We start from the raw sequence: 13,167 nt of genomic DNA, 5'->3' as shown, positions 1-13,167 counted from the left end.
CCCGTTCAGATCCTGCCTGGCCCGTCCCGCCCGGCTCTACACCCCGGCGCCCGTGCGCGCGAGACGGGGCTTGCGGTCGGCGTCGCGTTGCCCGAAAGCCGGCGGATGACCGATCGGGATGCCAAGAACGCGACCAGCATGGACGCCGCCGGCGACGCGTTCGCTCGCCGCGCGGGCGAGGAGGCCGTCGCCCTCCCCGATCGCGCCGATGCCGGGCTCCACTTCATCGGCCGTATCCGCACGCCGTGGACGGTTCGCGGAGACTGCCCGAAGAACGGGCTGCAGACCGACGCGGCCTGCACCGTCGCGGTCGATCCGCGCTACGCGCCGGGCCTGCAGAACGTCGAGGGCGCGAGCCACCTGATCCTGCTGTACTGGATGGACCGGGCCGAGCGCGGCCTGCTGGTGCAGCGCCCGCGCCACGCCGACGGCAGCCGCGGCACGTTCTCGCTGCGCTCGCCGGCGCGGCCGAACCCGATCGCGCTCTCGGTGGTGGAGCTGCTCGGACGCGACGGCGCGACCCTGACGGTGCGCGGTCTCGACTGCCTCGACGGCACCCCGCTCCTCGACATCAAGCCCTACTATGCGACGACCGATTCCCGGCCCGACGCGACGGTGGACCGGGCCGGAACCGCCCGCGCATGAGGCGCCGCATCGTCGCCGGCCTCGCCGCCCTCGCCCTCGTCGGCACCGGCATCCTGATCGGGCGGATGCTCGCGGTCGCGCCGGTCAACGTCCGCGCCTACGCACAGGGCCGCCTCACCGCGGTGCAGGTCCATCTCGACGAGGCGCCCGCCGACTACGTCTTCCTGGCCGGCGATTCCCACGCCGAGTTGGAAACGCCGGCGCAACGACCCTGCGGCCTGGAACTCGTGAACGGCGGGGTCAGCGGCGCCAGCGCGCCGGTCTACGCCGACCTCGTCGCGACCATCCGGTTTCCGGTCCGGCCGCGGGCGGCGGTGCTGACGATCGGCACCAACGACATCCTGGCCAAGAACCACCCGCGCGAGGCCGCGGCGGCGGCGCGCTACGAGGCGGCGGCGACGCGGATCATCCGCCAGCTGACGGCGAACACGGATCGCCTCGTCGTCACAGCGCTGCCGCCGATCGGTCGCGCGCTCGACGGGCGCCTCGACCCGCTCGCGGTCGCGGATTACTCGGATCGGCTCAAATCCCTGTGCGCGCGGCTCGGCTGCCGCTTCGCCGATCCCTTCGCCGCGATCCGCGACGGGGCGACGGGCTTCGCCAAGCCCGGCACGATGCGCGACGGGCTCCACCTTGCGGCCTACCGGCCCGTGCTCGGCGCGCTCGTGCCGGCCCTGTGCGACCCAACGCCGCCCTGATCGGATCCGCGCACGGCCAAAAAGGTTGTGTCGGCGGAGACAAGTTTCCAGCCGGCAGGTGCGCAACGGGTGCGATCGGGTCTAAGTATTCCGGATACCGGGACGATCCGGCAACGCGCGAGCGGATGCGCGGCGGAACACGTCTCGGCGGGGCATGGTCAATGGGTGGATCGATCACCGGCGCACAGGAATTTCCCGCGGTGAGCCGGGACGAGCCCGCCATCGTCGATCCCGACGTCTACGTTCCGGCACTGCTGACGCACCTGTCGAACACGCTGACCAACAACGCCTCGATCTTCTACCGGCAGCATTTCGGGGTCGGCCTGACCGACTGGCGGATCATGTACCGGCTCGCCTCCGAGCCGTGGATCACCGCACACCGGATCTGCGAGCTGTCGGCCCTCGACAAGGCCGTGGTGAGCCGCAGCATCGCCTGGATGGAGAGCCGCGGCCTGGTGCTGATCCAGGGCGACGCGAAGGACGCCCGCCGCCGCCTGCTGGCGCTGTCGCCCGCCGGCCTCGACCTGCACGACCGCATCACCGTCGTGGCGCTGGAGCGCGAGCGCAACTTCCTCGCCGCGCTCAGCGCGGACGAGGTCGCCGAGACGATCCGCCTGCTGACGAAGCTGGTCGACAACCTCGGCGCGTTCTCGAAGCCGGTGGCGATCCCGCCCGAGGCGGTCGCCCCTGACGAGACCGCGCCGCCGACATCGCCGCGCCGGCCGATCAAGCCGCGGTAGCGGCCGGGCGGCTCGGGGCCGGCGGCCGGATCCGGTACCAGCCGACGTAGAGCGCCGGCAGGAAGAACAGCGTCAGGAAGGTCGCCGCGATGATGCCGCCGATCATCGCGTAGGCCATCGGCCCCCAGAACACCTCGCGGGCGATCGGGACCATGCCGAGGCTCGCCGCCGCGGCCGTCAGCAGGATCGGGCGCATGCGGTGGCGGGTCGCCTCCACCACCGCGTCCCAGGGCCCGAGGCCGTCGGCCTCGCATTCCTCGATCTGGCTCACCAGGATCACCGCGTTGCGGATGATGATGCCGATCAGCGCCAGGATGCCGAGGATCGCGACGAAGCCCATCGGCTTGCCCGAGGGCAGCAGCGCCGCGACGACGCCGATGAGCCCGAGCGGGGCCACGCTCGACACCAGGAACAGCTTCTGCACGCTCTGCAGCTGGATCATCAGGAACACCGCCATCGTCAGCAGCATCACCGGCACCACCGCGGCGATCGGGCCCTGGCCCTTGGCCGCCTCCTCGACCGCGCCGCCGGTGGCGAGCGCGTAACCCTCCGGCAGGGCCGCGGCGAACGCGTCGATGTCGGCGGCGAGCGCCGCCACGATGGTCGGCGGCTGCGTCGCGTCGATAATCGGGGCGCGCACCGTCAGCGTCGCGACCCGATCGCGGCGCCAGACGATCGGCTGCTCCAGGTCGTAGGCGATCCGCGCGAAGGCGAGCAACGGCACCACCGAGCCGTTGGCGAGCGTCACCTGCAGGCTCTGCAGGGTGTCGAGCGAGGTCCGTTCCGCCGCCTGCGCCCGCCCGATCACGTTGACGAGGTAGATCGAGTCGCGCACCTGCGTGATCGCCGTGCCGCCGACGACGCCGTTGAGGATGCCGGCGATGTCCTGGCTGGTGACGCCGAGCTGGCGTGCCTTGTCCTGCAGGATCTCGACCCGCAGCACCTTGCCGGGCTCGTTCCAGTCGAAGGTCGGCACGCCGACATGCGGGCTCTTGGCAACGATGTCGGCGAGCGCGAGCGCCTTCGCGCGGACCACCTGGAGGTCGGGCCCGCTCAAGCGGTACTGGATCGGCCGGCCGACCGGGGGGCCGAGCGAGAGCGGGTTCACGAACACGTCGGTGCCGACGAAGTCGCGCTTCGCCCGCTCCTCGAGCTTGGGGAACAGGCGGTCGCGCGCCTCCAGCGACTTCGTCACCACGACGACCTGCCCGAAGAAGCTGTTGGCGAGCTGCTGGTCGAGAGGCAGGTAGAAGCGGACCGCCCCCTGGCCGACATAGGACGACCAGCGCTCGACGTCGGGGTTGCCCGTCAGGGTCGCCTCGAAACGGTCCATCTGGGCCTGCGTCTCGGTAACCGTCGCGTTCTGCGGCAGGGTGAAGTCGACCAGGATTTCGGTGCGGTCGGAGGCAGGGAAGAACTGCTGCTGCACGAAGGTCATGCCGTACATCGACAGGCCGAGCAGCGCGACGCAGCCCGCGACGGTGAGCCAGCGGAAGCGCATCGCGGCGACGAGCGCGCGCAGGAACAACCGCCCCATCCGGCCGGGCTCGTGGCTGTGCTTCTTCATGGTCTTGGGCAGCAGCGTCACGCCGATCAGCGGCGCGAACAGCACGGCCACCACCCACGAGACCAGGAGCGAGGCGGCGATCACCACGAACAGCGAGTAGGTGTACTCGCCGGCCGACGAGCCGTTGAAGCCGATCGGCAGGAAGCCGGCCACCGTCACCAGGGTGCCGGTCAGCATCGGGAAGGCGGTCGAGGTGTAGGCGAAGGTCGCGGCCTTCTTCAGCGAATCGCCGAGCTCGAGCCGCGCGACCATCATCTCGACGGTGATCATCGCGTCGTCGACGAGCAGGCCCAGCGCGATGATCAGCGCACCGAGCGAGATGCGCTGCAGGGTGACGCCCATGATCTGCATCACGACGAAGACGATGGCCAACACCAGCGGGATCGAGATCGAGACCACGAGGCCGGCGCGGATGCCGAGGCTGAGGAAGCTGACCGCGAGCACGATCACCACCGCCTCGAGAAGCGCCTGGGTGAAGCCACCGACCGCCTCCTCGACGATCCGCGGCTGGTCCGAGACGAGGTGGATGCCGACGCCGATCGGCAGCTTCGCCTCGATCAGGCGCATGCGCGCCTTCAGGTCCTCGCCGAAATGCAGCAGGTTGGCGTTCGGCCGCATGGCGATCGCCAGCCCGATCGCCGGCTTGCCGTCGACGCGGAACAGCGCGGCCGGCGGGTCCTCGTAGCCGCGGCTGATCTCGGCGACGTCCGACAGGCGGAAGAAGCGGTCGTTGACCCGCAGGTTGATGGTCTCCAGCGAGGTCTCGGACGAGAACTGCCCGCTCACCCGCACCGAGACCCGCTCCGGCCCGGCCTGGACGACGCCCGAGGGCGAGATCGCGTTCTGGCTCTGCAGCGTCTTGATCAGCGACTGGATGTCGATGCCGTAGCCGGCGAGCTTGCGCGTCGAGAAGTCGAGGAAGATCGTCTCCTTCTGCGTGCCGAGCAGCAGCGTCTTGCCGATGTTGGGTACCTTCAGGATCTCGGTGCGCACGCCCTCGACGTAGTCGCGCAGCTGGCGGTGGCTCAGGCCGTCGGCGGTGAAGCCGTAGACGTTGCCGTAGACGTCGCCGAACTCGTCGTTGAAGAACGGCCCCTGCATCCCCTGCGGGAAGGTGCCCTGGATGTCGCCGAGGCGCTTGCGGACCTGGTAGAACGACGGCTGGATCTCGGACGCCTTCGTGGTGTCGCGCAGCTGCACGAACACCGTCGCGTTGCCCGGCGTGGTGTAGCTGCGGACGTAGTCCAGGGTCGCGACCTGCTGCAGCTCCTTCTCGATCCGGTCGGTGACCTGCTCGAGCGTGTCGCCGATGGTGGCGCCCGGCCATACCGCCTGAACCACCATCGTCTTGATCGCGAAGGGCGGGTCCTCCTCGCGGCCGAGCCCGCGATAGGCGAGCGTGCCGGCCACCAGGCAGATCGCCATGAGGAACCACACGAACGAGCGGTGCGAGAGCGCCCATTCCGATGCGTTGAAGCTACCCACGATCAGAAGTCCTGCGTGCCGGGAACGACGATGGGCGCATCCGCGAGGCGGATCGTCTGGCCGTCGGCGAGGGAGTGGACGCCGGCGACGACGACGCGGTCGCCCGCCGCCAGCCCGCTCGCGACGCCGACATAGTCGCCCTTCCGGTCCGAGACCGTGACCGGGGACCGCTTCGCCGCGTCGCCGGCGGCGTTGACAATCCACACGGAATCGCGCCCGTCGGCGCCGAGGATGGCGGTGGCGGGCAGCACGAAGCGCGGCGCGATCCTGCGCACCAGCGACACGGTGATCGTCGCCCCGAGCCGGAACGCGCGCGGCGGGTTGTCGAGCGACATCCGGATACGCCGGGTGCGGGTGCTCGCATCGGCGAAGGGCGCGGTCTCGCGCACGGTGCCGACGGCGGTGATCTCGGGGGCGCTCTGCAGCGCCACGGTGAAGCGGCCGTCCTTCGGCATGGCCGCGACGAGGTCGTCGGGGATGTCGACCACCGCCTCGCGCACCTCGGGCCGCGCCACGGTCACCACCGTCTGCCCGGCGGTGAGGTCCTGCCCGATCTCGGCGTTGCGCTGGGTGACGACGCCGTCGAAGTCGGCATGGAGCTCGGTGTAGCCCATCTGGTCGCGGGCCTTTTCCAGGCTCGCCTGCGCCTGGGTCAGCCGCGCCTGCGCGGTGTCGCGGTTGGCGACGGTGCTGTCGAGCTGCGCCTGGGTGACGTTGCCGCCTTCCATCAGGCGCCGGGTCCGCGCCTCGGTGGCGGCGGCGTTCTCGGATTGCGCCTTGGCATCCGCCACGTCGGCCTCGGCACGGGTCATGGCGAAGCGCGGCACCACGGTGTCGAGGGCAGCCAGCCGCTGCCCCTTCTTCACGAGGTCGCCGACGGTGACGTCGCGCGCGACCACCCGGCCGGCGATCTGGAACCCGAGCTGCGACTGGTAGCGCGGCTCGACCGTGCCGGCGAACGGCCCGAACCGCACCGACGCGATCGGCTTGGCGACGGCGTACAGGACCGGCCGCACCGGCGGCGCCTTCGCCTCCTCGGCGGGCTTGCAGGCGGCGAGCGCGAGCAGCGACGTTCCGACGATGATGGAAGGGGCCCGAAACCGCCCCCCTCCCCCCCCTGCGCGGGAGGAGGAAGGGAAGGCGGCGGCAAAGAAACGCTCGAACACCGTCACTTCGCGGCTCCCGTCGCGACCTGCTCGGCCACCGTCACAGTCTGGCCGGGGCGAAGGAACTGGATGCCGGCGATGACGACCTCCTCGCCCGACGCGACCCCGCTCGACAGCGCGATGCTGTCGGGGCCGTAGCGGTCGATCGTCACGATGCGGGGCGCCACCGTGCCGCCGGCGGGATCGCGTACCCAGACCGCGGGCTTATCCTCCCAGCGGTAGAGCGCCGACCACGGCAGCACGATCGCCGCGTGGCTCTGGAACCGGCCACGGCCGATCACCACCGCGCCGAGGGTCATCGCGGGCGGCGTCTGCTTGAGGCCGACCTTGACGCGGACGGTGCCGGAGGTCGGATCGACGCTGGGCGAAATCTCGCGGACGCTGCCGATGGCGGTCACCGACGGGTCGCCCTGGAGCGTCACGTCGACGGTGCCGGATTGCGGAGGGGACGCCAGCAAGGCCTCGTAGACGTTGAAGACCGCATCGCGCGGCCCGTCCTGCGCCAGCGTCAGGACCGACTGGCCGGCCTGCACCACCTGCCCGGTCTCCAGGGAGCGGCTGAGCACGATGCCGGCCACGCCCGACCTCAGCTCGGTGTAGGACAGCTGCTCCTGCGCCGTGCCGAGGGCCGCCTTGGCCGAATCGACCGCAGCCTGGGTCGTGCGCAGCTGCTGCTCGGCGTTGTCGTAGGAGGGCCGCGTGGTGTAGCCGCTCGCCATTAGCGCTTCCTGGCGCTTGAACCCGAGCTTGGCCTGGGTCGACAGCGCCTCGGCCGAGGCCAGCGCCGCGTGCGCGTTGGCGAGGTTCGAGCGTTGCTCGCGCGGGTCGAGCCGGGCCAGGACCTGATCGGCCGCGACATGGTCGCCGACCTCGACGAGGCGGGTCTCGATCTTGCCGGCGGTGCGGAACGAGACGCTGGTCTGCCCCTGCGCCTGCACGTCGCCGGTGAAGACGACGTCGCCGGCGATCGGGCTTTCCGCCGCGATCACCGTGCGCACTAGGGTCTGCGCCATCAGCGGCACCGGATCGGCACGGACGGCGGTCGCCGCCAGCAGCGTCGACGCCAGGACGATGGAAAAACCTCGGTTCACGGCGTGCATGGTCCCGACTCGATCTATCGCGGCCGAAACTTATCCGCTATCTTACCGACCGTCCAGACGGTTTTTACGGGTGGTGTCGATGGACGACGGGACGGCGAAGACGCGTAGCCGGCGACAGGATCGCGCCGAGGTGATCCTCGACGCAGCCGAAGCCCTGCTGCGACGCTCCGGCAGCCGCACGCTGACGATCGACGCCGTCGCGGTGGAAGCCGGGCTGAGCAAGGGCGGCGTGCTGCACCACTACGCCTCGAAGGATGCGCTCGTGACCGCGCTGGCGGTCCGCAAGGTCGGCCGGCTTCGCGCCGGCATCGCCGCCTGCCTCGCCGCCGGCCCGCGAGGGCCCGCCGCACTGCCGCTGGCGGTGATCGCCCATGCCCGCGAGATGTACGCCGAGGAATGCGGGTTTCCGGATGCCCTGCTGATCGCGTCGGCCGACAACCCCGAGGCCGTGGCGGCCTTCTCCGACTTCCTGGCCGAGCAGCTCGCGGCGATGGGCGCGATCGAGGGGCGCGCGGGCCAGGGTGCGGCGCTGACCTTCTCGATCCTCGGCCTGATGCTGAGCCGCTCGCTCGACTTCCACCGCCTCGACGGCGCGGCGCTGAATTGCCTGTTCGACGCTCTCGAGACCCAGGCGCGGGCGCTGCCCGCGGATCAGTAGAGGGCGTTGGCCGCCAGCGCCTGGAACACCAGGGCGTGGCGGCCCGCGAGCGCGTCGACATCGTGCGTGTAGCCGCCGCCGATCACCGCGACGAGCGGGATGCCGCGGGCGCGCGCCTGCCCGACGACGAAGCGGTCGCGGGCAAGCAGCCCGTCGTCGCTGAGCGCGAGCCGGCCGAGGCGGTCGTCGCGATGCGGGTCGACGCCGGCATTGTAGAACACGAGGTCGGGCGCCAGGGCGTCGAGGAGGGGCGGAAGCCGCGCCTCGAGCACGGCGAGGTAGCCGGCATCGTCGAGCCCGTCGGGCAGGCCGATGTCGAGGTCGCCGGCGATCTTGGCGGTCGGGTAGTTCTTCTCGCAGTGGATCGAGAGGGTGAAGAGGTCCGGCGAGCGCGCGAGGCAGTCGGCGGTGCCGTCGCCCTGGTGCACGTCGCAATCGACCACGAGCGCCCGCCGGATCGCGCCCTCGGCCTGCAGGGCGCGGGCGGCGACCGCGACGTCGTTGAAGACGCAGAACCCCGCCCCCTGCTCGCGCCGGGCATGATGGCTCCCGCCCGCGGCGCTTCCGGCGAGACCCTGCGCGAGGGCGAGGCGCGCCGCGAGCAGCGTGCCGCCGACCGAGGCGCGCGAGCGGCGGACGACGCTCGCGTCCACCGGCAGGCCGATCGCCCGCTCGATCGCCCGCGGGACCGAAAGAGCGAGGACGGCCTCGACGTAAGCCGCATCGTGGGCGAACCGCAGCAGCTCGGGCGAGGCCGGCTCCGGCGTCACGAACCCGCGCGGCGCCAGCCCGCGCTCCGTCAGGACTTCGGCGAGCCGCCCGTACTTGCGCATCGGGAACCGGTGCCCGGCCGGCAGGCTCGCCTCGTAGGCCGGGTGGAACACGATCGGCGGGATCACCGCGCGCCCTTCAGGTCCGCGACGATGCGCTCGCCCAGCGCCCGGCCGCTGTCGAAGGCCGCCTCGATCCGCGGGCCGAGGCACCAATCGCCGGCCGCGCCCAGCCGCTGCGCCGGATCATAGAGGCAGGGCTCGCCGAGCGCCGTCTCGACCATGGCGTAGCGCCAGCGATGGACGGCGGCGTAGGCCGGGCGGACCGCCCGGCCGAGACGGGCTTCGAGCGCGCCGAACAGCGCGGCCCGGACCGCCTCGCGCGGATCCTCCAGATGCGTGCGGGACCAGTCCGGCGCGGCATGCACCACCAGGGCGTGACCGGCCGCGCGGCCTGGCTTGGTCTCCTCGCGCACGATCAGCGCGATCGGACCGTCGGCGAACGCCAGATGCGCCTCCGAGAAGCCGGGGTGCTCGTCGAGGTCGAGGAGCAGCGACCAGCACGGCGCGTAGGTCGCCCGCTCCGGCCCGGCCAGGACGAGACCGCTCGCCGCAATCAACGCCACGACCTGCGGCGCCGGAAAGGTCAGGCCGACGGCGGCGAAGGGACCGCTGGCGACGCCGTCCGCATCCGTCAGCATCCAGCCGGCCTCCGAGCGCGCGATGCGGATGATCGTGGTCTCGAGTGAGACCGGAAAGCCGTCGAGCAGGGCGCGGACCGGCGCCGGCATGCCGGGCAGGCCGACGGTGCGGCCGTCCTCGCCCCAGGGCGCAGCGACGCCGGACGCGATCCAGGTTGCGCACTGCGCGCGGAACGCGTCGCCCTTGGCGCGGAAGAACTGCGCGCCGTGGTCGAAGCGCTGGCCCGTCCCGGTGCGCCGCGTCGCCATGCGCCCGCCGATGCCGCGGCCCTTGTCGAAGATGCGGACGGCGATGCCGGCTTGGGCGAGGCGTTGGGCGGCGGCGCCGCCCGCCATGCCGGCTCCGAGGATCGCGACGGTTCCGCCTTCGGCCAAAGCTTCGCTCCCCTAGGTGCGCCCGAGGCTGTCATACGGCTGAAATGCGCACCCTGTTAGGGGCAGTCCGCCGGCGCGGCCGCACGCCGCGGGACAGGCCGGTTCGGAGATGCGTGCCGCATGGGTCTCGCCAGCACCTTACCGGCCCTCGACGGCACCGCGCTCGCCCTCGCGCCGTGCGCGCTCCTGACGATCGTCCACCTCGCGAGCCTGATCGTGGCGGGTCGGCGGATCGGCCGTTCGCCCGGCGAGACCACGTTCCCGGCCGGCGCACCGATCTCCCTGGTGCGCCCGGTCTGCGGCCTCGAGACCTTCAGCGAGGAGACCCTCGCCCGCGGCTTCGCGCTCGACCACCCGGCCTACGAGATCCTGTTCTGCGTCGCCGATGCCGCCGATCCGGTGCTGCCGCTGGTCCGCCGCCTGGTCGCGGCGCATCCGCAGGTTCCGGCCCGCATCCTGATCGGCGACGAGCGCATCAGCGACAACCCGAAGCTCAACAACTGCGTGCGAGGCTGGGAGGCGGCGCGACACGATTGGATCGTCATCGCCGACTCGAACGTGCTGATGCCGGCGGACTACCTGGAGCGGATGCAGGCGGCGTGGCGCGCCGACACCGCCCTCGTCTGCTCGACGCCGATCGGCGCGCGGCCGGACGGGATCTGGGCCGCGGTCGAGTGCGCCTTCCTCAACACCCTCCAGGCGCGCTGGCAATATGCCGGCGAGGCGGTGGGGCTCGGCTTCGCGCAGGGCAAGAGCATGCTCTGGCATCGCCCGTTACTCGAGGCGCAGGGCGGCATCCGGGCGCTGGCCGCTGAGATCGCCGAGGACGCGGCGGCGACGAAGCTGGTGCGCGCGGCCGGCCGCCGCGTCCACCTCGTCGCGGCGCCGTTCGAACAGCCGCTGGGGCGCCGCAGGGCGTCCGAGGTCTGGTCCCGCCAGATCCGCTGGGCGCGCCTGCGCCGGGTGACGTTCCCGCTGTTCTTCGCGCCCGAGATCGCCAGCGGCACGCTGCTGCCGTTCCTGCTCGCAGGGCTCCTGGCCGGAACCTGGACGGCGGCGGCCGGCCTCGCCGCTCTCGCAGCCCTGGGCTACGCCGCCGAGCTCCGGCTGGCGACGCGCGCCGGCTGGTTCCACGCCCCCCGCCTGCTCCTCGCCTTCGTTCTGCGCGACGCGCTGATCCCGCTGGTCTGGTGCGCGGCCTGGACCCATCGCGCGATCGTCTGGCGCGGCAACGCCATGGACATCCGCCTCAAGCCCGTCGTCCGGCCGCGACGGGTCGGGCGGACGGCGCGCCCCGCCTGACCCGGTTGCATCGCGGCGCGAACGGCGCGATGCCGGTCGCGGATCATCAGCAGCGGTCGGTCACGTGCGCATCGCCATCCTCGAAGCCGGATCGCCGCCGGCGCGGCTCGACCGCTTCCCCTCCTACGGCGCGATGACGGCTCGGATGATCGGGCCGGCGCACGACAGCACGATCTTCGATGTCCGCGCAGGACGGATGCCCACCGATTGGCAGGCGTTCGACGGCTACGCCGTCACCGGCTCGGCGGCCGGCGTCTACGATCCGCTGCCGTGGATTGCGCCGCTGATCGCGGCCCTGCGCGCGCTCCCGCCGGAGAAGCGCCTCGTCGGCATCTGCTTCGGGCATCAGGTGATGGCGGAGGCCTATGGCGGCCGCGCGATCCGTTCGGAGAAGGGGCGCGCCCTCGGCCTGCACGGCTACGCGGTGACGGAGCGGGCGCCGTTCATGGACGACGCGACGCGGATCGCGGTGGCGGCGTTCCATCAGGATCAGGTCGTGGTGGCCCCGCCCGCGACCCGCGTGCTCGCGGCGAGCGCCTTCACGCCCTACGCGATGCTGGAATACCGGGACCGCGCCGCGCTGTCGGTGCAGTTCCACCCGGAATTCGAGCCCGACTACACCCGCGCCCTGATCGCCGGCCATGCCGATGCGCATGACGATCCGGAGCGGGCGCAAGCGGCGCTCGCCTCGCTCGACGCACCGGACGACCGGCACCGGGTGGCGGGCTGGATCCGACGATTCCTGGAGCAGGAATGAGAAGGTTGGTGCGGGTAGAGGGAATCGAACCCCCACGCCTTGCGGCTGGCGATTTTGAGTCGCCCGCGTCTACCAGTTCCACCATACCCGCGACGGGGAGCCTTTTCGCACAGGTCCCGTGGCCGGGCCAAGCCCTTTCCCGGGGTCGCGCACGGCGTGCGGCGGATAGCCGGCACGCTGGTGCGGTCGGGCCGGCTGTGCTCAAAGGGCGCCCTGCCCCGAGGAACCCGATGCACAGACAGGCCCGATGATCCGCCGCCTCTACGAGTGGATACTCGCACTTTCGGGCAAGCCCTCCGCGCCCTACGTCCTGGGCGCCGTGGCGTTCGCCGAGAGCTCCTTCTTCCCGGTCCCGCCCGATGCGATGCTGGTGCCGATGGCGGTGAGCCGGCCCGACCGGGTGTGGTTCTACGCGCTGATCGCCACGGTCGGCTCGGTGCTCGGCGGCCTCGTCGGCTACGCCATCGGCGCGCTGCTGTTCGACTCGCTCGGAACCTGGCTGATCCGGCTCTACGGCCTGCAGGACAAGGCGGCGACCTTCCAGCAATCCTATGCCGAGTACGGGCACTGGGTGATCCTGCTTAAGGGGCTGACGCCGATCCCCTACAAGCTCGTGACCATCACCTCGGGCTTCGCCCATTACAGCCTGTTCTGGTTCACGCTGCTGTCGATCGTCACCCGCGGCGCGCGCTTCTTCATCCTCGCCGGGCTGCTCGGGCGCTACGGCGTCCAGATCCGCGGCGTGCTCGACCGCCATCTCAACGCGGTCGTCGCGATCTCGGTCGCGGTGATCGTCCTCGGCTTCGTCCTGTTCAAGGTGATCCTCTAGATGAGCTACGCCGCCCTGCTGCGCCTGCGCCGCGCCGCGCTCGCCGTCCTGATCGGCTCGATCCTCACGGTCGGCGCCGCCCTGGTGCTGCAGTTCGGCTACGGCTACGCGCCGTGCAAGCTCTGCCTGACCGAGCGCCTGCCCTACTACGCGGCGGTGCCGCTCGCCGTCCTCGCGCTGTTCCTGCCCGAGCGGCTCTCGCGCCTCGCCCTCGGGCTGGCCGCGGCCGGCCTGCTCTACGGCGCCGGGCTCGGCGCCTACCACGCCGGCGCGGAGTGGGGGTTCTGGCCGGGCCCGACCGATTGCGGCGGCGGAACCGGCGCGAACCCGGCAGCCGTCGGCGATTTTCTGAACGCGTTGCAGACGACGAAGGT

General features: G+C 71.8%; 13 protein-coding genes and 1 tRNA gene. 8 read left to right on the top strand and 6 right to left on the bottom strand.

Annotated features, from left to right (window positions below; genetic code table 11):
- Window positions 1-105 precede the first annotated feature (105 nt).
- From tsaA to MKK68_RS11220, 3 genes are all read left to right on the top strand, one after another.
- Window positions 106-645, top strand: a complete 540-nt coding sequence (gene tsaA / locus MKK68_RS11230; RefSeq protein WP_409567217.1) for a tRNA (N6-threonylcarbamoyladenosine(37)-N6)-methyltransferase TrmO — start codon at window positions 106-108, stop codon at window positions 643-645.
- Entirely contained in the window at window positions 642-1,343 is a 702-nt protein-coding gene (locus MKK68_RS11225; protein WP_244030308.1) for an SGNH/GDSL hydrolase family protein, read from the top strand. The genes tsaA and MKK68_RS11225 overlap by 4 nt, the downstream gene beginning before the upstream one ends.
- 200 nt (window positions 1,344-1,543) lie before the next feature.
- Window positions 1,544-2,083 (top strand): MarR family winged helix-turn-helix transcriptional regulator, encoded by a 540-nt coding sequence (locus MKK68_RS11220; protein WP_243935357.1) that lies wholly within the window; start codon window positions 1,544-1,546, stop codon window positions 2,081-2,083.
- Here MKK68_RS11220 and MKK68_RS11215 read toward each other — a convergent pair.
- The 3 genes from MKK68_RS11215 to MKK68_RS11205 form a co-directional block, all read right to left on the bottom strand.
- Window positions 2,070-5,135, bottom strand: a complete 3,066-nt coding sequence (locus MKK68_RS11215; protein ID WP_313899224.1) for an efflux RND transporter permease subunit — start codon at window positions 5,133-5,135, stop codon at window positions 2,070-2,072. The two genes, MKK68_RS11220 and MKK68_RS11215, sit on opposite strands and share 14 nt — an antisense overlap.
- Window positions 5,136-5,137: 2 nt before the next feature.
- Window positions 5,138-6,220: an efflux RND transporter periplasmic adaptor subunit gene (locus MKK68_RS11210; protein WP_244030408.1), complete on the bottom strand. Its 1,083-nt coding sequence runs from the start codon at window positions 6,218-6,220 to the stop codon at window positions 5,138-5,140.
- A gap of 83 nt (window positions 6,221-6,303) precedes the next feature.
- Window positions 6,304-7,401, bottom strand: a complete 1,098-nt coding sequence (locus tag MKK68_RS11205; RefSeq protein WP_244030307.1) for an efflux RND transporter periplasmic adaptor subunit — start codon at window positions 7,399-7,401, stop codon at window positions 6,304-6,306.
- A 79-nt stretch (window positions 7,402-7,480) separates the two neighbouring features.
- Here MKK68_RS11205 and MKK68_RS11200 point away from each other — a divergent pair, with 79 nt between their 5' ends.
- Entirely contained in the window at window positions 7,481-8,059 is a 579-nt protein-coding gene (locus MKK68_RS11200; protein WP_147726499.1) for a TetR/AcrR family transcriptional regulator, read from the top strand.
- Here the strand turns inward: MKK68_RS11200 and MKK68_RS11195 are convergent.
- Together MKK68_RS11195 and MKK68_RS11190 are read right to left on the bottom strand one after the other, a co-directional pair.
- Window positions 8,053-8,958 carry a histone deacetylase gene (locus MKK68_RS11195; protein WP_405042385.1) on the bottom strand — a complete coding sequence of 302 codons (906 nt, stop codon included), beginning with the start codon at window positions 8,956-8,958 and terminating at the stop codon, window positions 8,053-8,055. The two genes, MKK68_RS11200 and MKK68_RS11195, sit on opposite strands and share 7 nt — an antisense overlap.
- Window positions 8,955-9,905, bottom strand: a complete 951-nt coding sequence (locus MKK68_RS11190; protein ID WP_244030305.1) for an NAD(P)/FAD-dependent oxidoreductase — start codon at window positions 9,903-9,905, stop codon at window positions 8,955-8,957. The genes MKK68_RS11195 and MKK68_RS11190 overlap by 4 nt, the downstream gene beginning before the upstream one ends.
- 120 nt (window positions 9,906-10,025) lie before the next feature.
- On the opposite strand from MKK68_RS11190, the gene MKK68_RS11185 reads away from it, so the two are divergent.
- Both MKK68_RS11185 and MKK68_RS11180 read left to right on the top strand, forming a co-directional pair.
- Window positions 10,026-11,207: a ceramide glucosyltransferase gene (locus MKK68_RS11185; protein ID WP_244030303.1), complete on the top strand. Its 1,182-nt coding sequence runs from the start codon at window positions 10,026-10,028 to the stop codon at window positions 11,205-11,207.
- Window positions 11,208-11,271: 64 nt separating this feature from the next.
- Complete coding sequence (locus MKK68_RS11180; RefSeq protein ID WP_244030301.1) at window positions 11,272-11,964, top strand: glutamine amidotransferase-related protein; 693 nt, start codon at window positions 11,272-11,274, stop codon at window positions 11,962-11,964.
- 6 nt (window positions 11,965-11,970) lie between these two features.
- On the opposite strand, the gene MKK68_RS11175 is transcribed toward MKK68_RS11180, so the two are convergent.
- Window positions 11,971-12,055, bottom strand: a tRNA-Leu gene (locus MKK68_RS11175).
- Between the two features lie 156 nt (window positions 12,056-12,211).
- Between MKK68_RS11175 and MKK68_RS11170 the strand changes: the two genes are divergently transcribed.
- Window positions 12,212-12,793, top strand: a complete 582-nt coding sequence (locus MKK68_RS11170; protein WP_147727379.1) for a YqaA family protein — start codon at window positions 12,212-12,214, stop codon at window positions 12,791-12,793.
- Window positions 12,794-13,167, top strand: a 374-nt coding sequence (locus MKK68_RS11165) for a disulfide bond formation protein B (RefSeq protein WP_244030299.1), incomplete at its 3' end; no start/stop codon positions are given.

Origin of the sequence: Methylobacterium sp. E-016 (assembly GCF_022829745.1) — a bacterium.
Classification (GTDB): domain Bacteria; phylum Pseudomonadota; class Alphaproteobacteria; order Rhizobiales; family Beijerinckiaceae; genus Methylobacterium.
This window is presented reverse-complemented; position numbering and strand designations above follow the sequence as displayed.

What these genes read in the sequence shown, in the direction of transcription:
- MKK68_RS11205 (WP_244030307.1), bottom strand. Translation starts at nt 7,401, where the DNA reads ATGCACGCCGTGAACCGAGGTTTTTCCATCGTCCTGGCGTCGACGCTG.
- tsaA (WP_409567217.1), top strand. Translation starts at nt 106, where the DNA reads ATGACCGATCGGGATGCCAAGAACGCGACCAGCATGGACGCCGCCGGC.
- MKK68_RS11225 (WP_244030308.1), top strand. Translation starts at nt 642, where the DNA reads ATGAGGCGCCGCATCGTCGCCGGCCTCGCCGCCCTCGCCCTCGTCGGC.
- MKK68_RS11170 (WP_147727379.1), top strand. Translation starts at nt 12,212, where the DNA reads ATGATCCGCCGCCTCTACGAGTGGATACTCGCACTTTCGGGCAAGCCC.
- MKK68_RS11200 (WP_147726499.1), top strand. Translation starts at nt 7,481, where the DNA reads ATGGACGACGGGACGGCGAAGACGCGTAGCCGGCGACAGGATCGCGCC.
- MKK68_RS11185 (WP_244030303.1), top strand. Translation starts at nt 10,026, where the DNA reads ATGGGTCTCGCCAGCACCTTACCGGCCCTCGACGGCACCGCGCTCGCC.